The organism is Streptomyces radiopugnans (assembly GCF_900110735.1).
In the GTDB taxonomy this organism is placed as follows: domain Bacteria; phylum Actinomycetota; class Actinomycetes; order Streptomycetales; family Streptomycetaceae; genus Streptomyces; species Streptomyces radiopugnans.
In genome coordinates this window covers 431,397-454,612 of record NZ_FOET01000002.1, presented here as the reverse complement: position 1 = coordinate 454,612, position 23,216 = coordinate 431,397, and the positions used below count along the sequence as shown (strand labels likewise).

At 73.3% G+C, this 23,216-nt stretch carries 17 protein-coding genes; 9 read left to right on the top strand and 8 right to left on the bottom strand.

What is annotated here, in order from left to right:
- Positions 1–67: 67 nt before the first annotated feature.
- From BMY40_RS06815 to BMY40_RS06800, 4 genes are all read left to right on the top strand, one after another.
- Entirely contained in the window at positions 68–1,054 is a 987-nt protein-coding gene (locus BMY40_RS06815; RefSeq protein WP_093656474.1) for a YihY/virulence factor BrkB family protein, read from the top strand.
- A gap of 178 nt (positions 1,055–1,232) precedes the next feature.
- On the top strand, positions 1,233–1,598 hold the full coding sequence (locus BMY40_RS06810; protein WP_093656472.1) for a phage holin family protein: 366 nt from the start codon (positions 1,233–1,235) through the stop codon (positions 1,596–1,598).
- A 96-nt stretch (positions 1,599–1,694) separates the two neighbouring features.
- Positions 1,695–1,889, top strand: a complete 195-nt coding sequence (locus BMY40_RS06805) for a hypothetical protein (RefSeq protein ID WP_093656470.1) — start codon at positions 1,695–1,697, stop codon at positions 1,887–1,889.
- 261 nt (positions 1,890–2,150) lie between these two features.
- Entirely contained in the window at positions 2,151–2,903 is a 753-nt protein-coding gene (locus BMY40_RS06800; RefSeq protein WP_093656468.1) for a DedA family protein, read from the top strand.
- 40 nt (positions 2,904–2,943) lie between these two features.
- Here the strand turns inward: BMY40_RS06800 and BMY40_RS06795 are convergent, their stop codons facing one another.
- A complete protein-coding gene (locus BMY40_RS06795) occupies positions 2,944–3,777 on the bottom strand; it encodes an SAM-dependent methyltransferase (protein WP_093656466.1) in 834 nt (277 codons plus the stop codon).
- 320 nt (positions 3,778–4,097) lie between these two features.
- Between BMY40_RS06795 and BMY40_RS06790 the strand changes: the two genes are divergently transcribed.
- Both BMY40_RS06790 and BMY40_RS06785 read left to right on the top strand, forming a co-directional pair.
- Positions 4,098–4,982, top strand: coding sequence for an RNA polymerase sigma factor SigF (locus tag BMY40_RS06790; RefSeq protein ID WP_093656464.1), 885 nt, complete (start codon positions 4,098–4,100; stop codon positions 4,980–4,982).
- A gap of 229 nt (positions 4,983–5,211) precedes the next feature.
- Entirely contained in the window at positions 5,212–5,775 is a 564-nt protein-coding gene (locus tag BMY40_RS06785) for a hemerythrin domain-containing protein (RefSeq protein WP_093656462.1), read from the top strand.
- A gap of 82 nt (positions 5,776–5,857) precedes the next feature.
- Here the strand turns inward: BMY40_RS06785 and BMY40_RS06780 are convergent, their stop codons facing one another.
- Positions 5,858–8,431: an ATP-dependent Clp protease ATP-binding subunit gene (locus tag BMY40_RS06780; RefSeq protein WP_177213904.1), complete on the bottom strand. Its 2,574-nt coding sequence runs from the start codon at positions 8,429–8,431 to the stop codon at positions 5,858–5,860.
- Between the two features lie 200 nt (positions 8,432–8,631).
- Between BMY40_RS06780 and BMY40_RS06775 the strand changes: the two genes are divergently transcribed.
- Both BMY40_RS06775 and BMY40_RS06770 read left to right on the top strand, forming a co-directional pair.
- Complete coding sequence (locus tag BMY40_RS06775; protein WP_093656460.1) at positions 8,632–9,441, top strand: hypothetical protein; 810 nt, start codon at positions 8,632–8,634, stop codon at positions 9,439–9,441.
- A 168-nt stretch (positions 9,442–9,609) separates the two neighbouring features.
- Complete coding sequence (locus BMY40_RS06770) at positions 9,610–14,136, top strand: cation-translocating P-type ATPase (RefSeq protein ID WP_093656458.1); 4,527 nt, start codon at positions 9,610–9,612, stop codon at positions 14,134–14,136.
- A 235-nt stretch (positions 14,137–14,371) separates the two neighbouring features.
- Here BMY40_RS06770 and BMY40_RS06765 read toward each other — a convergent pair whose 3' ends face one another.
- The 6 genes from BMY40_RS06765 to BMY40_RS06740 form a co-directional block, all read right to left on the bottom strand.
- Positions 14,372–14,821, bottom strand: a complete 450-nt coding sequence (locus BMY40_RS06765) for an SRPBCC family protein (RefSeq protein ID WP_093656456.1) — start codon at positions 14,819–14,821, stop codon at positions 14,372–14,374.
- 137 nt (positions 14,822–14,958) lie between these two features.
- Positions 14,959–15,843 (bottom strand): SDR family oxidoreductase, encoded by an 885-nt coding sequence (locus tag BMY40_RS06760; RefSeq protein WP_093656454.1) that lies wholly within the window; start codon positions 15,841–15,843, stop codon positions 14,959–14,961.
- 235 nt (positions 15,844–16,078) lie between these two features.
- Positions 16,079–16,498: a DUF2795 domain-containing protein gene (locus tag BMY40_RS06755; RefSeq protein ID WP_093656452.1), complete on the bottom strand. Its 420-nt coding sequence runs from the start codon at positions 16,496–16,498 to the stop codon at positions 16,079–16,081.
- 114 nt (positions 16,499–16,612) lie between these two features.
- Positions 16,613–18,325 (bottom strand): aa3-type cytochrome oxidase subunit I, encoded by a 1,713-nt coding sequence (gene ctaD / locus BMY40_RS06750; RefSeq protein WP_093656449.1) that lies wholly within the window; start codon positions 18,323–18,325, stop codon positions 16,613–16,615.
- Positions 18,326–18,536: 211 nt separating this feature from the next.
- On the bottom strand, positions 18,537–19,685 hold the full coding sequence (locus tag BMY40_RS06745; protein WP_093656448.1) for a CPBP family glutamic-type intramembrane protease: 1,149 nt from the start codon (positions 19,683–19,685) through the stop codon (positions 18,537–18,539).
- A 234-nt stretch (positions 19,686–19,919) separates the two neighbouring features.
- Positions 19,920–22,367 carry a SpoIIE family protein phosphatase gene (locus tag BMY40_RS06740; RefSeq protein ID WP_245769901.1) on the bottom strand — a complete coding sequence of 816 codons (2,448 nt, stop codon included), beginning with the start codon at positions 22,365–22,367 and terminating at the stop codon, positions 19,920–19,922.
- Between the two features lie 233 nt (positions 22,368–22,600).
- On the opposite strand from BMY40_RS06740, the gene BMY40_RS06735 reads away from it, so the two are divergent.
- Entirely contained in the window at positions 22,601–23,167 is a 567-nt protein-coding gene (locus BMY40_RS06735) for a DUF488 domain-containing protein (RefSeq protein ID WP_093656446.1), read from the top strand.
- Positions 23,168–23,216: the final 49 nt, after the last annotated feature.

Genomic DNA, 23,216 nt, shown 5'->3' with positions numbered 1-23,216 from the left:
CCTCGCGGGGGGGGGGGGGGGGGGGGGGGGGGGGCGGCCGGGCCGGGAGCCGGTGAGGTGCCACCACATGTCGAAGCACAAGAGTCAGCAGCAGGGCGGTTCCACCGGGCAGACCCCCGAGGAGCCCACCGACCTGCCGAAGAAGTCCTGGAAGAGCGTGCTGAAGCGTACGGTCGCCGAGTTCAAGGACGACAACGTCACCGACTGGGCGGCCGCCCTCACCTACTACGGAGTCCTGTCGATCTTCCCCGCGCTGCTCGCGCTGGTGTCGATCCTGGGCGTGATCGGCAGGTCCGCGATCCAGCCACTGATCGACAACCTCGGCGGCATCGCGCCGGGCGCCGCGCGCGACATCCTCGAGAGCATGCTGACGCAGCTCCAGAACAACCAGGGGGCCGCCGGGTTCGCGCTGGTCATCGGTCTCGCCCTGGCGATCTGGTCCGCGTCCGGATACGTCGCCGCCTTCATGCGTGCCTCCAACGCCATCTACGACATCGAGGAGGGGCGCCCGATCTGGATGACGCTGCCGGTACGGGTGGGCATCACCCTGGTCCTGCTGGTCATCCTGGCGCTGAGTTCGATCGCGGTGGTCTTCACCGGCGACATCGCACAGCGGGCCGGCGACGTCATCGGCCTGGGCGACACCTTCCTGACGGTGTGGAGCATCGCCAAGTGGCCGGTGCTGGTCCTGCTCGTCGCCTTCATGATCGCGCTGCTGTACTGGGCCGCGCCCAACGTCAAGCGCCGCTTCCGCTGGGTCAGCCCCGGCAGCCTGCTCGCCGTGCTGCTGTGGATCCTGGCGTCGGCCGCCTTCGCCTTCTACGTCGCCAACTTCGGCAACTACAACAAGACGTACGGCAGCCTGGCGGGCGTGATCATCTTCCTGATCTGGCTGTGGATCACCAACATCGTGATCCTGCTGGGCCAGGAGCTCAACGCCGAGATCGAACGCGGCCGGGCCATCGAGGCGGGGCATCCGGCCGACGAGGAGCCCTACGTCGAGCCGCGAGACACCCGCAAGTTCCCGGAGGACAACCCCAGCGGCCGGGACTGAGCCCGGGACCGCGTGCGCCGGGCCCCCGGCCGGAGCCGCCGGGGGCCCGGCGCACGCCCGGGCGGGGACGGGCATCGGACGGACCGCGGCGGGTACGGGGCGTCGTGGGGACGCCGCGCCGCCGGGCGCGGCGGGAACACGAGCACCGGGCGGACCGGGCCCGGAGGGAGAGGGAGACATGCCGCAGAGCGGAACCGCGGGCGAGCACATCGCCGACGCCGTGGAGCAGGTGACCCGGGAGGCGTCCGAGCTCTTCCGCGACCGCTTCCAGGGGTTCGGCGACGGGCTGCGGACCGCCGCCCGGCAGGCGGGCGCCGGCGGCGCCCTGCTGGGCGGCGCCGGGGTGTGCGCACTGCTGGCGGTGGGCTCCGCCCACCGGGCGGCGCTGCGGACCCTGGAGTCCGCCCTGCACCCGGCGCAGGCGGCGGCCGTGCTCTCGCTGGCCTACACCGCGGGGGCGGGGGCGCTGGCGAGACTGGGCCGCGACCGGCTCAGGGCCGTCGGGCGCGCCTCGGGGGCGAGCCCGGAGCGGACCGGCCCGTGACCGTGCGTACCGCCCGGGGCGAATCAGCCGGGAATGTGGGGGTACGCAGCAGACAACCCCGCTCACGGGGGTGGAACCGAGCAGAGGAGGCTCGTTGTGAAGGGTGAACACGACAAGGAAGAGTCCTCCGCGCCGCGGCCGACGCACCTGCGCACCGGCAGCGAGCAGCCGGTGGACCCGGAGGATCTGGTCATGCTGTCCGGCCGCGAGCCCACGCCGGAACGGATCGAGAAGGCGCGCAGGGAGCTGGAGGAGCACGGAGCCGCCGCCGTCGAGAAGTACCTCCCCTAGCAGGCCGAGCGGGCCGCGGGAGGCCTCCCGCGGCCCGCTCCACGGCACCGCCCGCCCCGTGCGGGCGGTGCCGTCGCCGGTCACCGGCCCCTGTGCTCCGGACGGATTTCGGCCGTCCGTCCCCCGGGACGGGAACCGGACGGCCGCCGAACACGCTGTATGTTCCAGCCACAGGTGCCGTCCGGCACCACGATTCCCGGGCGGCGCGTGCGCCCGAGGTCTCGCCCCGGCGCATGCAACCGTCTCAGGAGCACGTCCCCAGTGACCCCTCTCGCGCTCGGTCCGGCCTGGCTGGACCCGGACCACCTCATCCAGACCTTCGGTCTGATCGGCATCCTCTGCATCGTCTTCGCCGAATCAGGGCTGCTCATCGGCTTCTTCCTGCCCGGTGACTCGCTGCTGTTCACCACCGGTCTGCTGGTCGCCACCAACCAGTACCTGCACTATCCGCTGTGGCTGGTGTGCACCCTGATCGTCATCGCCGCGGTCGCCGGGGACCAGGTGGGCTACCTGTTCGGCCGGAAGGTGGGGCCGGCTCTGTTCAGGCGGCCGGACTCCCGCTTCTTCAAGCGGGAGAACGTGGAGAAGGCCCACGAGTTCTTCGAGAAGCACGGGCCCAAGTCCCTGGTGCTGGCCCGCTTCGTGCCGATCGTGCGGACCTTCACACCGGTCATCGCCGGCGTCAGCCGGATGGACTACCGCAGCTTCCTGATCTTCAACGTCCTCGGCGGGGTGCTGTGGGGCGCGGGCGTGACGCTGCTGGGCGCGGCGCTGGGACAGGTGCGGTTCGTCCGCGACAACATCGACCTGATCCTGATCCTGATCGTGCTCCTCTCGGTGCTCCCGATCGTCGTCGAGTACCTGCGTGCCCGGCGCGGGCCGGGCGGGGCGGCGCCCGCCGCCGACGCCCTCCTGGACGACGCCACCATCCCCCTGCGGGGCGTGGCCGAGGCGGTGGCGGCCGACACGCCCGCGGAGGCGAGGCGCGGCCGGGGCCGCCACGCCAGGCGCTGAGCCGCCGCCCAGCCCCGGCCGCGGCTTCCCCTCCCGCACGTCACGGCTTGACGCCGACCCCGCCGTACTCGTCCACGGCGGGGGGAAGGCCGCCGGAGAGCGGCGCTCCGGTCGGCGGGGCCTCCGGCCGCCACTGCGAGACCGGCACCACGCCCGGCTCCAGTACCTCCAGGCCCCTGAAGTACCCGGCGATCTGCTCGGGGGCGCGGAGGATGTAGGGGACCCCGGCCATCTCGTTGTAGAACCGCTGAGCGCGGTTGAACGCCTCGTTGCCGTCGGTGCCGTCGTTGCTCACCAGGCAGCTGCCCGACGGCAGCGCCGCCATCAGCCGCTTCACGATCGACCTGGCCTCGTCGTAGTCCTCGATGTGGCCCAGGATGTTCATCAGCATCAGGCCGACCGGGCGGTCGAGGTCCAGGGTCCGGGCGGCCTCGGCCAGGATGGTGTCGGGGCTGCGCAGATCGGCGTCGATGTAGGCGGTGGCGCCCTCGGGTGTGGAGGTCAGCAGGGCCCGGGCGTGGGCCAGGACCAGGGGGTCGTTGTCGACGTAGACGATCCGCGACTCGGGGGCGGTCCGCTGGGCGACCTCGTGGGTGTTGTCGGCGGTCGGCAGGCCGGTGCCGATGTCCAGGAACTGCCGCACGCCCAGGTCGCCGGCCAGGTGCGTCACGGCGCGGGAGAGGAATCCCCGCGAGGCGCGGGCGAGTTCCACGATTCCGGGGAAGATCTCCTGGTACTGGTCGCCCGCCTCGCGGTCGGCGGTGTAGTTGTCCTTGCCGCCCAGCCAGTAGTTCCAGATCCGCGCCGAGTGCGGGATGCTGCGGTCGATCGCGGACAGCGCGTCCCGGTCGGTGCGGGGTTGGCCGTCGGTCATGGGACCCTCCTGATCCTGTGCCCTGTGTGGCGGCGGCCGGGCCGGCCGCCATGCACAACCTAGGACCTCTCGCCCTCCGTGCGCCGGTGGTCACGCGAGCGGACGGGAGGCCGAGCGGCTCCGGCGGCCCGTCCGCCACCGGGAACATGCCATTCACGGCTATATGCTGTGAGAAGTAAATCCGTTATGGTGGCATTTACCCCGGGTGATTAACAGACATCGTGTGTACGTAGGTAAAACCTCACCCGGATGGGCGTGTGAGTTGTTCGGGGCCGGGTACGCGCCGTGCTGCACATGACAGATCAAAAGAGGAGGGCATGATGCGTAGCCTGAGCCCCGAGGTTCAGCTGACGAGCGGTGACGTCTTGCCGGACCAGGAGCAGGAGACCGCCTCCACTGATCTGCCCGAACTGCCGAGAATCGAGGACGCGGGCAAGGTCGCCCCCCGCGATGCCCGGCAGCTGTCGAAGCTGTTCTTCGAGCGCCTGCGCGTGCTGGAGGAGGGGACGCACGAGTACCAGTACGCGCGCAACACCCTCATCGAGCTCAACCTGACGCTGGTCAACTACGTCGCCTCCCGCTTCCGCCACCGCGCGGAGCCGATGGACGACATCGTCCAGGTCGGCACCATCGGCCTGATCAAGGCCATCGACCGTTTCGACCTGAGCCGCGAGGTGGAGTTCACCTCCTTCGCCGTTCCGTACATCGTGGGGGAGATCAAGCGCTTCTTCCGGGACACCAGCTGGGCCGTACGCGTACCCAGGCGGCTGCAGGAGCTGCGCATCGAGCTGGCCCGGGCGAACGAGGAACTCGGCCGCCGGCTGGGCCGCTCCGCCACCACCGAGGAGCTGGCGGAGTTCATGAACGTCACGGTCGAGGAGGTCATCGAGGGGCAGGTGGCCAGCAACGGCTACGTCGCCGGTTCCCTGGACCTCCCCGTGGGCGACGAGGGCAAGGACACCCCGCTGGCCGACCAGCTCGGGGACGTCGACCCGGCCCTGGAGAAGGTGGAGAACCTCCACGCCCTCAAGCCGCTGATGGAGCAGCTCGACGAGCGCGACCGGCGCATCCTGCAGATGCGCTTCGGCGGCGACATGACGCAGTCGGAGATCGGGGCCGAGCTGGGGATCTCGCAGATGCACGTCTCACGTCTGCTGAGCAGGGCGCTGGCGCGCCTGCGCGAGGGCATGCTGACCCAGAAGTGAGCCGGACGGCCGGCGTCCGCCCCGGGCGGCGCGCACGGCGACGCGGGGCCCGGCCTCCCGGCCGCAGGCCCCGCGTCGGCGTGTCCGGACGCGTCCGGGGCCCGGCGGGGCAGGGAGCGCACGGCGGCGGGTCACAGGGCGTTAGCCACCTCGGACTCCGGGCACACGTTGCCTGTGTCCGCCTCCTCGGCGGACGCCTGTGACAGACGGCGAAAGGAAGACACCGGCCATGGGACACGGCGGAGACATCATCCAGGAGCTGAGCACGGACCACCGGGAGGTCGAGGAGCTCTTCGGCAGGATCGAGGCCATGCCCGTGGGAGACGCGCGGCGCAAGGAGTTCGCCGACCAGGCCGTCATGGAGCTGGTGCGGCACTCCGTCGCCGAGGAGCAGTACCTGTACCCGGCGGTGCGGGAACTCCTGCCGGACGGCGACGAGATCGCCGACAAGGAGATCGAGGAGCACTCCGCGGCGGAGCGCACCATGAAGGCGATGGAGGGGCGCGGCGCCGACGACCCCGAGTTCGACCGGCTCGTCGCCGAGCTGATGACCGAGATCCGCTCCCACATCGCCGACGAGGAGCGCAACCTCTTCCCGCGGCTGCGCCAGGCGGCGACCCAGGAGCAGCTGGACAAGCTGGGCGACAAGGCGCGCACCGCGAAGAAGACGGCCCCCACGCGCCCCCACCCCTCGGCCCCCGACACCCCGCCGGCCAACAAGGTCATGGACGCGGGCGCGGGCATGGTCGACCGGCTCCGCGACGCCCTCACCGGCCGGGGCAAGGGCCACTGAGGCCGCCCACCGGAACCCCTGCGGCGGCCGCCGTTCCCGGGGTGGGGACGGCGGCCGCCGCAGGGGTTCCGGTGGGCGGCGCCTACCGCACCGTCGGCGCGGCGGCCTGGTCCCGGTGGAAGACCAGGGTGCCGTCCGACACGTCCACCCGCAGCCGGGTGTGCGGCGCCAGCTCGCCGCCGAGCAGCATCCGCGAGAGCTGGTTGTCCACCTCCCGCTGGATGGTGCGGCGCAGCGGCCGGGCCCCGTACTCCGGCTGGTAGCCGTGCCGGGCCAGCCACTCCACGGCCTGCGGGGTGAAGTCGACCTCCACGTCCTGGGCGTGCAGCCGCCGCCGCGTCTCGTCCAGCAGCATGTCCGTGATCCGCCGCAGCTGCTCGTCGGAGAGCTGGCGGAAGACCACGATCTCGTCGATGCGGTTGAGGAACTCCGGGCGGAAGTGCTCGCGCAGCGGGCGCAGCACCCGCTCGCGGCGGGCCGATTCCTCGGCCTCGCCCCCCGCCGCGCCGGGGGAGAAGCCCAGCGTGCCGCCGCGTCCGGTGATGGCCTCGGAGCCGAGGTTGCTGGTCATCACGATGACGGTGTTGGTGAAGTCCACCGTGCGGCCCTGGGAGTCGGTCAGCCGCCCGTCGTCGAGGACCTGGAGCAGGATGTTGAAGACGTCCGGGTGCGCCTTCTCCACCTCGTCCAGCAGCAGCAGCGAGTACGGGTGGCGGCGCACAGCCTCGGTGAGCTGGCCGGCCTCCTCGTGGCCGACGTACCCCGGGGGAGCGCCGACCAGCCGGCTGACGGTGTGCCGCTCCTGGTACTCGCTCATGTCCAGGCGCACCATCCGGTCGTCGGTGCCGAACAGCGCCTCCGCCAGCGCGCGGGCCAGCTCGGTCTTGCCCACGCCGGTGGGGCCGAGGAAGAGGAAGCTGCCGATCGGGCGGTCGGGGCTGGACAGCCCGGCCCGCGAGCGCAGCACGGCGTCGGCGACGACGGAGACCGCCTCGTCCTGGCCCACGACCCGCTGGTGCAGGTGCTCCTCCAGGCCCAGCAGCCGGGCCTTCTCCTCCTGGGTGAGGGTGCTGACGGGGATGCCGGTCTGCCGGGAGACGATGTCGGCGATGTCCTCGACGCCGACCTCGGCGATACGGTCGCCCACCGGCTGCCTCCCGCCCCCCTCGGCGGCCTGCCGCTCCACCTCGGCGAGTCGGTCGCGCAGCTCCCTGGCGCGCTCGTAGTCCTCGTCGGCCACCGCCTGGTCCTTGTCCCGCCGCAGCTGCTCGGCCTCGCGCTCCAGGGCGCGCACGTCGGTGCCCCGGGTGGACGAGCGCAGCCGCACCCGCGCGCCCGCCTGGTCCATCAGGTCGATCGCCTTGTCCGGCAGGAAGCGGTCGGTCAGATAGCGGTCGGACAGCTCCACGGCCGCCAGCAGCGCCTCGTCGCTGTAGCGGACCTGGTGGTGCGCCTCGTAGCGGTCGCGCAGCCCCCGCAGGATCTCCACGGCGTCGGCCGTGTCCGGCTCGGGGACCAGGACGGGCTGGAAGCGGCGGGCCAGCGCGGCGTCCTTCTCGATGTGGCGGCGGTGCTCCTCCAGCGTGGTGGCGCCGATGACGTGCAGCTCGCCGCGGGACAGGGCCGGCTTGAGCATGTTGCTCGCGTCCATCGCGCCGCTCTCGCCGCCGCCCCCGGCGCCCACCACCGTGTGCAGTTCGTCGATGAAGACGATCAGCTCGTCGGTGTGGGCGCGGATCTCCTCGATGATGCCGCTGAGCCGCTCCTCGAAGTCGCCGCGGTAGCGGGTGCCGGCGACCACGCCCGCGAAGTCCAGCTGGACGACGCGGCGGCCCAGCAGGTTGTCCGGCACGTCGCCGTCGGCGATGCGCTGGGCCAGGCCCTCCACGATGGCGGTCTTGCCGACGCCCGCCTCGCCGATCAGCACCGGGTTGTTCTTGCCCCGCCGGGCCAGGATCTCGATGGTCTGCTCGATCTGCTCGTCGCGGCCGATCACCGGGTCGATGCGTCCCTCGAGGGCGAACTCGGTCAGATCGCGGCCGAACTTGTCCAGGTTCGGTGTGCCGGTTCCCCCCGGGCGTCCTCCGGGAGCGGGCTGGCGCTCGCCGGCCGGGCCCGGGCCGCCTGGCTGCGGCCCCTCGGGGAGCCCGGAGCGCGGATCGAAGTGGGCGGCGTTGAGGATCTGGCCGGCCGCGGAGTCCCGGTTGGCGGCCAGGGCCACCAGCACGTGCTCCGGGCCGATGTACGACGAACCGGAGGAGCGGGCGACCTGGTGGGCGTCCATCAGTGCGCGCTTGACGGCGGGGCTGACGGAGATGGAGGAGCGCGGCGGACCGTCCCCGGCGTGCCGGTCGATCTCGGAGACGATGGTGTCGGGATCGCCGCCGGCGCGGGAGACCATGGCGCGGGTCGGCTCGGTGGTGAGCGCCGCCCGCAGCAGGTGCTCGGTGTTGAGGTCGGTGCTGCCGTGCTGCGCGGCGTAGGACGCCGCGGAGGAGACGAGCTGCCGGGCGGGCTCGCTCATCAGCCGCACGAAGTCGAAGTACCGGGGCCCCGGCCGCTGCCCGCCCGACGACGAGGCGCCCAGGAAGCGCGCGAGGAACTCTCCGAGCGGATCCCGGCCGAAGTCCTCGGGACCCATGTACCCGCTGGTCATAGACGTCCATCCCGCCGGCCCGGCGGACCGGGCCGCGCTTGCTGTCTCGGTTGCAGTCTCGGTGCGTCTGTCTCGACGCACCGGGGTTCCCCCTCGGGGCGGGACGACACGTCGCCGAGGTGCCCACTTGCCCGTGTATGTCCTGCTCGGTGCCGGGAAGCCGGGGACGGAACGCGAAGCCGGGCGAGAGGGAGGTACACGTGGAGCTGTCGATCGGGGAGAGCGTCGCGGCCTCGCTGGGCATCGCGCTGCTCCTGGCGCTCCTGCACCTGACGGCTCCGCGGATCCGCAAGCTGCCCCTGGTGCCGGAACGGGCCACCGGCTCGTTCGCCGGCGGTCTGGCCGTGGCGTACGTCTTCCTGCACCTGCTGCCCGAACTCGCCGAGGGGAGCGAGGCGATCGGCGAGGCGCTGAGCGATGTGCTGCGCCCCACCCCGCTCACCGACCTGGGCGTCTTCACGGTCGCCCTGGCCGGGTTCACCTGCTTCTACGGTCTGGAGCGGCTGGCCGACCGGCACGGCGGGCGGGGGGCGCGGGAGCGGCGCGACGCGGACGCGGGGAGCAGCGTGGGCGGCGGGCGCGAGCCCGGCGCCTGGGTCTACCGGCTGCACCTCGGCTCGTTCCTCGTCTACAACGCGCTGATCACCTACACCATGGCCCTGCGGCTGCGGACCGGAGTGGTGTTCGCGCTGCTGTTCACCGTCGCGATGGGCCTGCACTTCGTCCTCACCGACCGGTCCCTGGAGGAGCACTACCACGGGCGGTTCCGGCGCGGCGGCCGGTACGCCCTGGCCGCCGCACTGCTGCTGGGCTGGGGTCTGTCGGCGGTTCTGGCGCCCACCAGCACCCTGCTGGTCAGTGTGCTGACCGCCGCGCTGGCCGGATCGATCCTCCTCAACGTCTTCAAGGAGGAGATCCCCTCCGGGCGCAGGTCGAGCTTCCCCTGGTTCCTCGCCGGCCTGGTCCTCTACGCCGGTCTCCTCGCGGCGGTCACCGCGGTGTCGGAGTAGCCGGCCGCGGCGGCCGCCCCGGAACCGGCAGGTGTGAGCAGGGCGGAAGGGGTTATCCGGAGCCTGTAACCCCCCGCGGCGCGAGCCCGGGTCCAGCCGTCCGGCCGCACCCGGCTCCCGCCGGTGGTGCCGGGTGTCTGCCAAACCGCGGTCGGAAGGGCACGGTCGATGTCGTTGCTGTCGGGTCTGCCGGGTGTGTCGGGTCTTCGTCTGCCGGTGCCGCCGCTGGTCGGTCTGGTGCCGGAGGGGGTGACGGCCGGGGCGCGCGAGGCGGTCGGCACCGCCGGCCGGCTGGCCGGACAGCTTGTGGGAGTGTCGCGGCGGGCCGTGTGGTCCCGGCCGGGACGCTGCTACATCACCGTCCACGGGATCAACACCCCCGAGGGCGAACGGACCGCCCGGCGTGTGGAACGCCTCCTGGAGCGGCACCCCGGGGTGCTGTGGGCGCGGGTGAACGCGCCGTCGGGGCGGGTGGTGGTGGCGCTGGAGTCCCCGCCGCCGCCCGAACGCGAACTGGTGGCGCTGGTGGAGCGCGCCGAGGGGCACGTCCCCTGCGCGGACGAGGAGCACGAGGAGTGGTGCCATGAGCCGCACCACCCCTGCGAGGGGCCGCGGACCGGCCAGTCCGTCACCGCCCTGGCCGCCGACGTGGTGGGGCTGGGACTGTCCACGCTCAACCGGGTGGCCCCCTGGACGCCGCTGCCGCCCGAGGTGGCCTCCCTCACCGGAGCCGTCGCCCGCCACCCGCGGCTGCGGCGGCTTGTCGCCCAGGGCCTGCACGACCCGCAGCAGGCCGACTCCCTGCTGCCGGTCCTCACGGCCCTGACCCAGGGCGTGGCAACGCGCGGCGGCGGCCTCGTGCTCGACGTCGTGGAGCGCATGGCGCAGTGGCGGGAGGCCGGGGCCTACCGCAGGGCGTGGGAGGAGGCCGAGGCGAGGCTGGTGGGCAGCCCCGGGGACGCGGCGGCCGGCCCGGTCGCGGTGGAGCGGCCCGTACCTCCGCCCCCCGACGCCGTCGACCGCTACGTCGAGCGCTCGATGGCGCTGACGGCCGCGGCCGGGGCGGCGGCCGCGCCGTTCACCGGACCGCGGCGCGGGCTGGCGGTGGCGCTCTCCGGCGTGCCCAAGGCCCCGGACGCGGGCCGGGAGGGCTTCGCCACCACGCTCGGCCGCGCCCTGGCCCTGCGGGGTACGACCGTCATGGACCGGAGCGTGCTGCGGAGGCTGGGCCAGACGGACACCGTCGTGCTGGACGAGGAGGCGCTCAGCGGCAGCCACCACGAACTGGCCGACCTGGTGCCGCTGGAGGGGGCCGATCCCCAGGAGGCCGCCGAGCGGCTCTTCGCGCTCTTCGTCCCCGAGAGGGTCGGCGGGACCCACCGCGACGAGGACGGCTGGGTCCTGGGGCCGCTGGAGGAGCTGGAGCTGACCGGGCGCAGGGGAGCGCGGGCGGCGGCCCGGCTGCGCAGACAGGGCAGCGAGAGCGTCCTGGGCCTGGCCCGGGGCAGGCGGCTGATGGCCGTCGCGGGCCTGGCCCGGCAGAAGGCTCCGGGCGCGGACGCCGTGGCGGCCGCGGCCCGCCGCGCCGGGGTCCGCGTGGTCCTGGCCAGTGCCCGCCCTGAGCCGGCCTTCGGCTTCGCCGACGCCGTCGTCCCCGGAGGGGACCGCCTCACCGCCTCGCTGCGCGGGCTGCAGGCGGACGGCGCGGTGGTGCTGCTGCTGTCGGGCGACCGGCGGGCGCTGGCCGCCTCGGACTGCGGAATCGGCGTCCACCGCGACGGCGATCCGCCGGCCTGGGGCGCGCACATCCTGATCGGCACCGACCTGGAAGCGGCCGGCCTGATCGTGGAGGCGGTCGGGGTGGCCGCCCAGGTCGACCGGGAGAGCCGGTTCCTGGCCGCGGGCGGCAGCGGCGTCGGCGCCGTCGCCGCCCTCCAGGGGCCCGCCAACCGGGCGACGGCCCGCGGCGCGGCGGCGGGAACCGCCGCCGGTACCGCCGCGTTCTGCCTGGGCACCTGGCGGGCCCGGCAGCTGCTGTCCCGCCCGGTCACCCCGCCGGTGGAGACCACGCCCTGGCATCTGATGCCCGCCGCCCGCGTACTGGAGCGGCTGGGCAGCGCCGACGAGGGACTGAGCAGGGAGGAGGCCGAGCGCCGGGCGGGCCGGGACACCACCTCCGAGCAGCCGGCCCGCATCGGCCTGCCGACCGCGTTCATCGAGGAGCTGGCCAACCCCCTCACCCCGGTGCTCGCGGCGGGCGCCGCCCTGTCGGCGGCCGTGGGCTCGCGGACCGACGCGGCGCTGGTGGCCGGTATCACCGGCGCGTCCGCCCTGGTGGGCGCCGTCCAGCGGGTCAGGACCGACAAGGCGCTGGAGGAACTGTTCGCCCGCTCGGCGATCGGCGCGCGGGTGCGGCGCGGCGGGGTCGAACGCCTGGTGGCCGCGGGGGACCTGGTGGCCGGGGACGTGGTGGTGCTGCGTTCCCAGGAGGTCGTGCCCGCCGACTGCCGGCTGCTGCGGGGGGAGGGGCTGGAGGTCGACGAGTCCTCGCTGACGGGTGAGTCCCTGCCGGTGGCCAAGGACCCGGCACCGGTGGTCGCCGCGCAGATCGCCGACCGCCGCTCGATGCTCTACGAGGGCACCACCGTCTCGGCGGGCACCGCGGTGGCCGTCGTGGTGGCCACCGGATCGGCCACCGAGGTCGGGCGCAGCCTGGCGACCGCCCGTCAGAAGGCCCCCGACACCGGGGTGGAGTCGCGGCTGCACGCCCTGACGAAGACCAGCCTGCCGCTGGCGCTCGGCTCGGCCGCCGCGGTCGCCGGGTCCGGGCTGCTGCACGGCCGCCCCCTGGCGAACACGCTCGCCTCCGCGGTGAACCTGGCCGTCGCCTCCGTGCCCGAGGGGCTGCCGCTGCTGGTCAACGCGGCCCAGCTCGCCGCCGCCCGCCGCCTGGCCGACCACGGCGCGCTGGTGCGCAACCCCCGCACCATCGAGGCGCTCGGCCGCGCCGACGTGCTCTGCTTCGACAAGACCGGCACCCTCACCGAGGGCGACCTGCAGCTCGCCGCCGTCAGCGACGGCCGGCGCGAACTGCCCGCCGACCGGCTCGACACCGCCTGCAAGCAGATCCTGGGCGCCGCGCTGCGCGCCACCCCGCCGGCCCGCACCTCCGAACCCATGGAGCACCAGACCGACCGCGCGGTGGTGGCCGGGGCCCGGCGCGCGAAGGTGGCCGTACGCCAGGGGGCCTCGCAGTGGCGGCGCACCGACGCCCTGCCGTTCGAGCCGTCCCGCGCCTACCACGCCACCGTGGGCCGCACCTCGCGCGGAACGCTGCTCAGCGTCAAGGGCGCGCCCGAGAACGTGCTGGAGCGCTGCACCCGGCTGCGGGAGGGCGGCGGCAAGGACGGCGGAAAGGAGCAGGAACTCGACGCGGCGGCCCGCGAGCGCCTGACCGGCGCGGCCGAGGAACTCGCCGGCGCCGGGCGGCGGGTGCTGGCCGTGGCGGAGCGCCCGCTGCGCGAGGGGGAGGACCTCACCGACGAGGCCGTCGCCCACCTGACGTTCCTCGGCTTCGTCGCCCTCGCCGACCCGGTGCGCTCCTCGGCCGCGCCGGCCACCGCGCGGCTGCGGGCGGCCGGCGTGCAGACGGTGATGCTCACCGGCGACCACCCCGCCACCGCGGACGCCATCGCCGCCACCGTCAGCGAGGACCCCGACCAGAAGGTGTGCACGGGCGCCGAGATCGACGAGCTGAGCGACGAGGAGCTCGACGAACTGCTGCCCACACTGGACGTCATCGCCCGGTGCAGCCCTCACCACAAGGTCCGTATCGTCCAGGCGTACCAGCGCATCGGCCGCGTGGTGGCGATGACCGGGGACGGCGCCAACGACGCCCCGGCCATCCGGCTGGCGGACGTGGGCATCGCGCTCGGGCGGCGCGGCACGCCCGCCGCGACCGCGGCCGCCGACCTGGTCGTCGGCGACGACCGGCTGGAGACGATCATCGCCGCGCTGCTGGAGGGGCGCGCGATGTGGGGCTCGGTGCGCGACGCGCTGGCCATTCTCGTCGGAGGGAACCTCGGCGAGGTCGCCTTCAGCGTGCTGGCCGCCGCCCTGACCGGCAGCTCCCCCCTGAACGCCCGCCAGATCATGCTCGTCAACCTCCTCACCGACCTCGCCCCGGCGCTGGCCATCGCGGTGCGCGAACCGGCGACGGAGGCCGGTGAGCGACTGCTGAGCGAGGGCCCGGACCGCTCCCTGGGGGCCGGCCTGAGCCAGGAGGTGCTGCTGCGCGGCGCCACCACCACGCTCGGCGCCGGGCTGGCCTGGGGCGCGGCCAGGCTCACCGGGCGGGGCCGGCGCGCCGGGACGGTGGCCCTGGCCTCGGTGGTGGGCACCCAGCTCGCGCAGACGCTGCTCACCGGCGGGCTGGACCGCAACGTGCTGACGGCCGGGATCGGTTCGGCGGCGGCCCTGGTGGGGGTCATCCAGACGCCGGGGGTCAGCCAGTTCTTCGGCTGCACCCCGCTCGGCCCCGTCGCCTGGGGCATCACCCTCGGCTCGATCACCACGGCGACGCTGCTGGGGGCCGCGGCGGCCCCGGTGGTGCGCAGGCTGGCGCCCGATCCGGCGGACTGGTCCCCGCCGGAGCCGGCCGGGGACGCGGAGCCCCCGGAGCGGCCGGGGGAGTGAGCCCGAGTGCCAAGGGGGCGTACGGCATGCCGTACGCCCCCTTCTCCTTTCCCTCTCGTCCCCCGTCCCCCCTCTTCTCCCTTCCTCTCCTCTTTCCGTCCCCGCCGGGACGGACGGGACGCGTGACGCCCCCGCGCACGGGAAAACCGCGGCCCGTGACCACCTGGGAGGTGGTCACGGGCCGCGGCCACATGACAGGGGGGTGAGGAGCCCTCTCGCGGTCCGGAGGACCGGATCAGACCTGGCCGCGCCAGGCGCCCGTCTCCGCGCCACGCTTCTCGATGAACTCCTTGAACCGCTTCAGGTCGCCCTTGACGCGGTGGCGGACCACACCGAGCTTGTCGCCGACGGTGTCCGTCGCGCCCTCGGGGTCGTGGTCCATCTGGAGCATCACCTTGGTCGTGCTGTCGTCCAGCCGGTGGAAGGTGACCACACCGGCCTGCTTGGCCTCGCCGTCGACCGTCGTCCACGCCACCCGCTCGTCCGGGATCTGCTCGGTGATACGGGCGTCGAACTCCCGCTCGGCGCCGGCGACCTTCGTCACCCAGTGGGTCAGCGTGCCGTTCTTCTGCTCGACCCGTTCGACGCCCTCCATGAACTCGGGGAAGCTCTCGAACTGGGTCCACTGGTTGTACGCGGTGCGCACCGGTACGCGGACCTCGATCGACTCCTCGACGTGAGACATCCAGCATCCCTTCTCTCGCTGTGATGACTGGTATGTGACGCTTTGTGTCGTTGTCTCACGCCTACCCGGAAGGAATACGGCCATGCGGGTGCACTTGACGAATACCCGTCAGGTCCGTGGGCCCTGCCGACGGAACGTCAGGGCAGCGGGGTCCCGCCGGTGGCGTTGACGATCTCGGCGGTGATGTAACTCGCCTCCTGGGACGCCAGGAAGACATAGGCCGGGGCCATCTCGGCGGGCTGGGCGGGCCGGCCCAGCGGGGACTGCTTGCCGAACTCCGAGGTGTCGGGCAGCGTCGAGGGGATCAGCGGAGTCCACACCGGCCCCGGCGCGACGGCGTTGACCCGGATGCCCCGCTCGGCCAGGTTCTGGGCGAGCCCCTGGGTGAAGGCGACGATGGCGCCCTTGGTCGTGGCGTAGTCGAGCAGGTGGGGGCTGGGCTTGTAGCCCTGCACCGAGGTGGTGTTGATGATGCTGCCGCCCGCCGGGATGTGGGGCAGCGACAGCTTGGACAGCCAGAACATGCCGTAGAGGTTGGTGCGCATCGTCCGGTCGAACTGCTCGGTGCTGATGCCCTCGATGCCCTCGGACTGCGCCATCTGGAAGGCCGCGTTGTTCACCAGGACGTCGATGCGTCCGAACTCCGCCACCGCCCGGTCCACCAGCCGGCGGCACTCGGACTCCTCGCGGATGTCGCACAGCAGGGGCACGGCCTTCCGGCCGGCCTCCTCGACCAGCCGAGCCGTCTCCCGGGCGTCCTTCTCCTCCTCGGCGAGGTAGGTGAACAGCACGTCCGCGCCCTCCCGCGCGAAGGCGAGGGCCACGGCGCGGCCGATGCCCGAGTCGCCGCCGGTGATGATCGTCTTCCGGTCCGTCAGACGGCCGCTGCCCCGGTAGGACGACTCGCCGTGGTCGGGCTCGGGCTCCATCCGCCCGGTCAGGCCGGGGTGCGGCTGGTCCTGCTGGGGGAACTCCGGCTGCGGGTGCTGCCGGGTGGGGTCCTGCTGCTCCTGGTCGCTCATGTCCGCCCTTCTCCTCCGTCTCTCCGTGTCTCGGTGTCACCGGTCGCCCGGCTCTGTTCGCCACTGCCACTGCCACCGCCACCGCCGGCATCGCCGGCAACGGCCGCGGTGCGCCGTCACCCCTCCCGGAAGACGCCGCATCCGCCCGGAGCCCTCGGGCTCCGGGCGGATGCGGTCTCCGGGTGAACGCGGCGTCCTCCCGCCCCGGGCCGGAGTCGCCCCCGGGCCGTCGCCGTCAGGTGCGGTGGCTGGTGTCCTCGACGCCCAGGCCGAGCGCCCGGGCGATGTCCTGGACGTTCCGGAACTCCTGTCCGGCCGGCAGCCTCCCGGCCAGGCCCAGCAGGCGGTCGGGGGCGTTGTTCTCGCGCAGCTTGTCGAGCACCGCGTCGCGGTCGGCCGGGTAGAGGCCGAGTCCCAGGTGCCGGGCCAGCTCGCTGCGCACCTCGACGTCGTTCTGGTCCATCCCCGGAGGGGTGCCGCCGGTGAGCACGGTGTTCGGCGCGCGGTCCACGTCGGGCTGGTCCTCGCCCGAGGGCTGGAGTTCGTGGTCCTCCTCCATGCGGAGGGACCGGCCCGCGCGGAGCTCGCCCTCCATCTCCTGCTTGAGCTCGTCGTCCCGGGCGGCGCCGGTCTTGTTCTTCCCGTGCGTGGCCATCTCGTCCTCCCGAAAGGTCGAAGCGCTGGTCGGCGGCGTGCGCCCATGTGGGGATCGCGTTCCCGGGGATGCCTGGATTACACCGTTTGAGGATCTTTTGATCCGGCCCGGCGGTCACCCCATGTCGCCCCTCCGCTCCGGAGTGACGTCGGCGATGTCCCTGCGGCCGACGTTCTCGGCCTGGTCGATGGCCGCGACGTCCGGGTGGTGCAGGTCGAACGCCGGGGATTCCGAGCGAACTTTCGGCAGGGTGACGAAGTTGTGCCGCGGCGGCGGGCAGGAGGTCGCCCACTCCAGCGAGCGGCCGTAGCCCCACGGGTCGTTCACCGTGATCTTCGGCGCGTACTTCGCCGTCTTCCAGACGTTGTACCAGAACACCAGGAACGACATGCCCAGCAGGAACGAGCCGATGGTGGAGACCGTGTTCAGCGCGGTGAAGCCGTCGGCCGCCAGGTAGTCGGCGTACCGGCGCGGCATGCCCTCCGCGCCCAGCCAGTGCTGGACCAGGAAGGTTGTGTGGAAGCCGATGAACAGCACCCAGAAGGTGATCTTGCCGAGCCGCTCGTCGAGCATCTTGCCGGTGAACTTCGGCCACCAGAAGTGGAAGCCGGCGAACATGGCGAAGACGACCGTGCCGAAGACCACGTAGTGGAAGTGCGCCACCACGAAGTAGCTGTCGGTGACGTGCCAGTCCAGCGGCGGGGAAGCCAGCAGGACGCCGGTCAGACCGCCGAAGAGGAAGGTGACCAGGAAGCCGAGCGCCCACAGCATCGGCGTCTCGAAGCTCAGCGAGCCCTTCCACATCGTGCCGATCCAGTTGAAGAACTTCACGCCGGTGGGCACCGCGATCAGGAACGACATGAAGGAGAAGAACGGCAGCAGCACCGCGCCGGTGGCGAACATGTGGTGCGCCCAGACCGCGATCGACAGGCCGGTGATCGCCAGGGTGGCACCGATCAGGCCGATGTAGCCGAAGATCGGCTTGCGGCTGAAGACCGGGACGACCTCCGTGATGATGCCGAAGAACGGCAGCGCGATGATGTAGACCTCGGGGTGGCCGAAGAACCAGAACAGGTGCTGCCACAGCAGCGCGCCGCCGTTGGACGGGTCGAAGATGTGCGACTGGAACACCCGGTCCGACTCCAGGGCGAAGAGCGCGGCGGCCAGCACCGGGAAGGCCAGCAGGACCAGCACACTGGTCAGCAGGACGTTCCAGGTGAAGATCGGCATCCGGAACATCGTCATGCCGGGCGCGCGCATGCAGATGATCGTGGTGATGAAGTTGACCGCGCCGAGGATCGTGCCGAAACCGCCCAGACCGAAGCCCATGATCCACAGGTCACCCCCGACCTGGGGGGTGCGTGTGTCGTCCGACAGCGGCGTGTACGCGGTCCAGCCGAAATCGGCCGCGCCGTCGGGCGTGAGGTAGGAGGAGACCGCGATCAGCCCGCCGAAGAGGTAGAGCCAGTAGGCAAGCATGTTCAGGCGCGGGAAGGCCACGTCGGGCGCGCCGATCTGCAGCGGCATGATCCAGTTCGCGAAGCCGGCGAACAGCGGGGTGGCGAACAGCAGCAACATGATCGCGCCGTGCATCGTGAACGACTGGTTGTACTGGTAGTTGGAGAGGATCTGCGTGCCCGGGCGGGCGAGTTCGGCCCGGATCAGCAGAGCCAGCACACCGGCGATCGTGAAGAAGCCGAAGGAGCTGATGAGGTAGAGGGTGCCGATCTTCTTGTGGTCGGTGGTGGTCATCCATTCGACCACCACCGCCCCCACGGTTTTCTTCTTCTCCTGCTCCGGCGTCGGCTCGTCCGTCTGCACTGCCATGCCCGTGTCCTCTCGACCCACCAGCTCCGACCGGTGCCCCGGCCGCGCCGCCTGTCCGGCGCGCGCACCCGCGATCCCGGTTCCCGTCCTCTCCACGGGCGGTCTCATCCGACGGGCCGCCCCGACGTGGATAACACCGCCGCCCGGCTCCACCGGCTTTTGAGCCTTCGGTGGGCGTGTATGAAGAATGGTCCTTTTGTTGTCTTCTGTCTTACGTGCGCGGACCGCCGGTGGCAACGGCGCCGTCCGGGCGTCCGGCCTCCGCGGCGGCCTCGGCGCCGCGGCCGGAACCCGAGGAGGCGGGTATTCGGACCGCGTCCCCTCCGGCGGCGGCGGACGTTCCGCCCTCGGAAGGGCCGGCAGGGGCGAACCACAGCAGCCATGCCGCGAACCCGGCGCCGGTGCCCAGCAGGACGGCGAGGACGCAGGTGCTCAGCGCTTCGGGGGAAGGGGCGAAGGAGGCCGTCAGGTCGTAGACGATGTGCCCGGCGACCAGCGGTGTGAGCCTGCGGCAGCGCAGGTAGAGGAGGAGGGCGCACGATCCCAGCAGCAGCAGGGCGATGCCGGGCACGCCCAGGTACAGGTGCGCCGCCACCCGCAGCAGCAGGCTGATCGCACAGGCCGCCCACAGCGGGCGGCCCGCCGCCCGGCCCAGCACGACGACGGCGCCGACCAGCACCATCTCCTCGGCGACGCCCGTGAACAGGATGTTGGCCACCATGTCCGCGGGGCCGCTCCAGCCCAGTGCCGCGCTCTGGGCGCGGTCCAGAACGGGCAGCCAGGGCGCGGCCGCCGGCAGACCCGTCTGGAGGCCCGCCATCCAGGTGACGGTGGTGTAGGCGAGGACGAAGACGGCGCCGAGGACCATCGCGGCCGTCAGCCGTCCGGCGGCGGTGCGCGCACCGGGCGGAGCGATTCCCAGCCCGCGCCACCCGGCCCCGTGCCGCACCGCCAACTCGCCGCAGAGCCAGGCCAGCAGGACGGTGGTGGCGACGCTGCCCACCACCCCCTGAGCCTCGCCGGCCCGCACCAGATCGGCGACGCGTGCGGCGCAGGCGGCAGCGGCCACGGCGAGTGCGGTACGCCGCCGCGCCGCGCGGCGCTCCGCGAGCAGCCCGGCCAGCCAGCAGCCCGCGGCCAGCGAGCACAGCAGCCGCAGCCACGGGAGCACCGCGCCGGACCAGCCGTCCACCGGTGCGCCGGACAGCCGGGCGAAGTCGAGCGCCGACCCGGTGAGCGGCACCGCGCACGCCACCAGCAGCAGTCCCCACAGGTCGCGTTCGGCCCGCCGCGCGCCGGCGGTGCGCGCGGGGCGGCGGACCGGACCGGCCGCGGTGGTGTTCGGCGGGATGTGGGCCACGGGTGTGTCTCCCGTACGTCGGCGCCGGCGGATGGCCGCGCTGTCGAGGACTGCTGGGACTTCTCTCCTTTCCGAGTAGCCGGTCACGGGCGGCCGACACCTGCGAGGGCGGTATTCCGGTGCGGCGCCGGCCGCGCGGCCCCGCGGAGGCGCCCGCGGGGCCGCCACCCGAACGACCGGGGGGGAGAACGCCCGTGAGGCCGCGTCAGGGAACGGCCGGGACACTTCCGGCCGTCAGAAGACGTCCAGGGGGATCTCGGGGACGGCGCCCAGCGCCTGCTCGGTCCAGATGGTCTTGCCCGAGGGGGTGTAGCGGCTGCCCCAGCGGTGGGCGAGCTGGGCGATGAGGAACAGACCGCGGCCGCCCTCGTCGGTCAGACGGGCGCGGCGCAGATGGGGCTGGGTCTGGCTGGGGTCGGAGACCTCGCAGATCAGGGTCTTGTCCTTGATCAGACGCAGCCCGATGGGGGAACCGGCGTAACGGATGGCGTTGGTGACCAGTTCGCTGACGATCAGTTCGGTGGTGAAGGCCATCTCCTCCAGCCCCCAGGCGGCGAGCTGGGAGGTGACCAGCTCGCGGGCCTGGCCGACGACGGTGGGGTCCGCGGTGAACCGCCAGGCCACGGTGGCCCCTTCGGGCAGTGCCCGCACCCGGGCGACGAGGAGGGCGATGTCGTCGGCCGCGGGTTCGGTCAGGACGCGGTCGACGGCGGCGCGTCCGATGTCGGCGGGGGAGCCGCCGGTCCGGACCGCGGCGTGCAGGGCGTCGCGCAGCCGCCGCGTCCGGTCCTTGGACGACGCCTCGTCATGGGCCACCAACTGGTTGGTGTAGAAGGCCAGTACGCTCCCCGGTCCCAGATGGAGCTCGATCGGCTCGAAGGGCATGCCGCCCACCCCCAGGGCGGGACCGGGCTTGAGGTCCACCCGGCGGGTGTGCCCCTCGGGGCTGGTCAGGATCGGCGGTGGGTGGCCGGCGCTGGCCATGGCACAGCGCCCGGTGACCGGATCGTAGACGCAGTACAGGCAGCTCGCGCCCACGACGCCGCCCGCGCTGCCGTCCGACTGCGGTTCGGTGTAGGCCAGGCGGGTGGCCAGGTCGTCGAGGTGGGTGAGGAGTTCCTCGGGGGCGAGGTCGAGGTCGGCGAGGGTCTGCACGGCGGTGCGCAGCCGGCCCATGGTGGCCGTCGCGCCCAGCCCGTGCCCGGCCACGTCGCCGATGACGAACGCGACCCGCGTGGAGGACAGGGGGATGACGTCGTACCAGCTTCCGCCGATCCCCGCGGCGGTGCCGGCCGGTACGTAGGTGCCGGCGGTCTCGGCCGCGCTGAACTCCACTCCGGCCGGGGGCAGCAGACTGCGTTGCAGGGTCTCCACGGTGCGCAGTTCGGATGTGTAGCGGCGGGAGTTCTCCACGCTGAGCGCGGCCCGGGAGGCGATCTCCTCCGCCAGGGGGACGTCGTTCACGCCGAAGGGGATCCGGCTCCGGTCGCGCCACAGGCCCAGCACGCCCAGCACCCTCCCACGGGCGCGCAGCGGGACGATCAGCGCCGAGGTGGCCGACTTCGGGAACAGCAGCCGCTGCCGCTCCCGGTCGGGGGCCAGCCGCTTCTCCAGGTCGGCCAGATCGGGCACGAGGATGGCCTGGCCGTCGCGGAGGGCGTCGCTCTCCAGGTCCCTGGCGTAGACGGAGTCCCCGCGCTGGTACATCTCGGCGGGCCAGGCGCCGCCCGCCGGGGCCACCGCGATCCGGCGCAACGGCGTCCCGGGGGAGAAGGCGCCGGGATCGTCACCCTGGATCATCTTCTCCACCAGGTCCACGCAGGCCAGGTCCGCGAAGTCGGGCGCCAGGACGCGGGTCAGCTCCTCGGCGTTGCGGGTGACGTCCAGGGTCTGCCCCAGCCGCGCGGCGGCGGCGTGCAGGAGGGCCAGCCGCCGCCGCGCGGTGTGCTGCTCGGTGACGTCGGTGAATACCGCGGCGACCCCGATGGCGCGGCCGCGGCTGTCGTCGAGCCGGAAGGCCGAGGAGGACAGGATCCGCTCCTGGTCGGGAGCGTTCAGGCGCCGCGCCGAGTGCTCCCAGTCGATGACCGCCTCGCCGGTCCGCAGGACCCGCCGCCACTGCTCCTCGATCGCGGCGGCGTCCTCCGGCACGAGGATCGCCCGCAGGCTCCGGCCGGGCACGTGCTGCCAGGGGTCCGCGGCCAGGGGGATGCCGAAGAACTCCCGGCCCAGGTTCGCGCGGGTCGTGCGCAGTTCGGTGTCGTGGACCACCAGGCCGATGCGGCTCTGGTCGAACAGAGCGCGGATGAGGGACTGGTCCTCCGTCCAGCGCCGCCCGGCGGCGGACGGGATGGCGCACACCAGGAACCGCGCCCCGCCGTCGGCGGGCAGCGGCAGCACCTCGGCGTCCACCTCGACCTCAGTGCCGTCCCGGTGGCGCAGGGCCGTACAGAGCTCCAGGGGCTCGGTGCCGACGTGCCCGGCCGCTCCGTCCCAGGGACCGGGGGTGGTGGCGAAATCCGTCATCGGCCGCCCGCGGACCTGGTCGGCCGGGCGGCCGATCAGGTCCAGCACACCGGCCGTGCACTGCAGCACGGTCCCGTCCCCGTCCAGCACGAACACCACCGCGCCGCCCCACGCGGGGCCGGGGCCGGCGTCGTGGCGATCTGTGGTCGGGTTCACTCGGCTGCCTCGCTCCATGGAAGTGCGACGCTACTTTCGGCCATTCAACCCCGACCGGAGCCCGTGCGCATGACGACGGCCGTCCGCGTACCGGCCCGGCGGGGCGCATACCGTGAGGACAGACGGTTACCCCGTGAGCCGGGTGGGAATCGCAGTGCCGCTCATGTGCCGCCCGCGGGCCGCCGAAGGCGGCGCGGGACGGTGGGGAGCGGCGGACGACGTCGGGAGGCGCCATGGCGGAGGGCCCGAAGCCGGCTCCGCTCCTGTACACCGTGGGGCACGGCACGGCCGGACGGGAGAGGCTGGCCGGTCTGCTGAAGGAGGCGGGCATCGGCCTGGTGGTGGACGTGCGCACCGCCCCGGGCAGCCGCCGCGACCCGGACCTCGCCCGCGACAGGCTCGCGCGGTGGCTGCCCGAGCACGGCATCGGCTACCGCTGGGAGAAATCGCTGGGCGGCTTCCGCAGGCCCCCGGCCGACTCGCCCGACACCGTGTGGCGCAACGCCTCCTTCCGCGGATACGCCGCCCACACCCGGGACCCCTCCTTCCGGGAGGCGCTGGAGGGGGTGCTGAGGGACGCCGCGCGGACCGCCACGGCGGTCATGTGCTCCGAGTCCGTGTGGTGGCGCTGCCACCGCCGGCTGATCGCCGACGCCGCGGTCCTGACCGCGGGAGCGGACGTCCTGCACCTGATGCACGACGGCAGGCTCACGCCGCACGGGCCGACGCCGGGGGTACGGCTGCGGGAGGACGGCCTGCTGGTCTACGACGACCTGGCCGCCGCCGGTGGGGACCGGTGACGGCCGGGTGACGGACCGGTGGCGGCCCCGCACCGGCGGCGGGCCGGTG